Origin of the sequence: Arthrospira sp. PCC 8006, from assembly GCF_046480465.1 — a bacterium.
Taxonomy (GTDB): Bacteria; Cyanobacteriota; Cyanobacteriia; order Cyanobacteriales; family Microcoleaceae; genus Limnospira; species Limnospira platensis.
This window is the reverse complement of the sequence record NZ_PKGG01000605.1, coordinates 1-365: the sequence shown is the minus strand read 5'-3', so window position 1 is coordinate 365 and position 365 is coordinate 1. Positions and strand designations below refer to the sequence as shown.

The following is a 365-nucleotide window of genomic DNA, read 5'->3' as shown; positions in this document are numbered from 1 at the left end:
GCAGAACCCGCCCCGACAATTATCCATTATTAATTATCCATTATTAATTAATGACCGGGTGGGGGCGGGTTTATTTATACCCTGGTGGTTTGACATAATTAACAGCAGAACCCCAGATAGGGCGGGTTTATTTATACCCTGGTGGTTTGACATAATTAACAGCAGAACCCCAGATAGGGCCAGTTTATTTATACCCTCGTAGTCCGACATAATTAACAGCAGAACCCCATATAGGGCGGGTTTATTTATACCCTGGTGGTTTGACATAATTACCAGCAGAACCCGCCCTGTSAATTAACMATTATTAATTAATCACYGGGTGGGGGCGGGTTTATTTATACCCTCGTAGTCCGACATAATTAACA

At 42.5% G+C, this 365-nt stretch carries 1 protein-coding gene; it reads left to right on the top strand.

All coding sequences use genetic code 11. The annotated features are described in order from the left end of the window. Nucleotides 1-202, top strand: a 202-nt coding sequence (locus B9T16_RS29580) for a hypothetical protein (protein ID WP_410246483.1), incomplete at its 5' end; no start/stop codon positions are given. Nucleotides 203-365 lie beyond the last annotated feature (163 nt).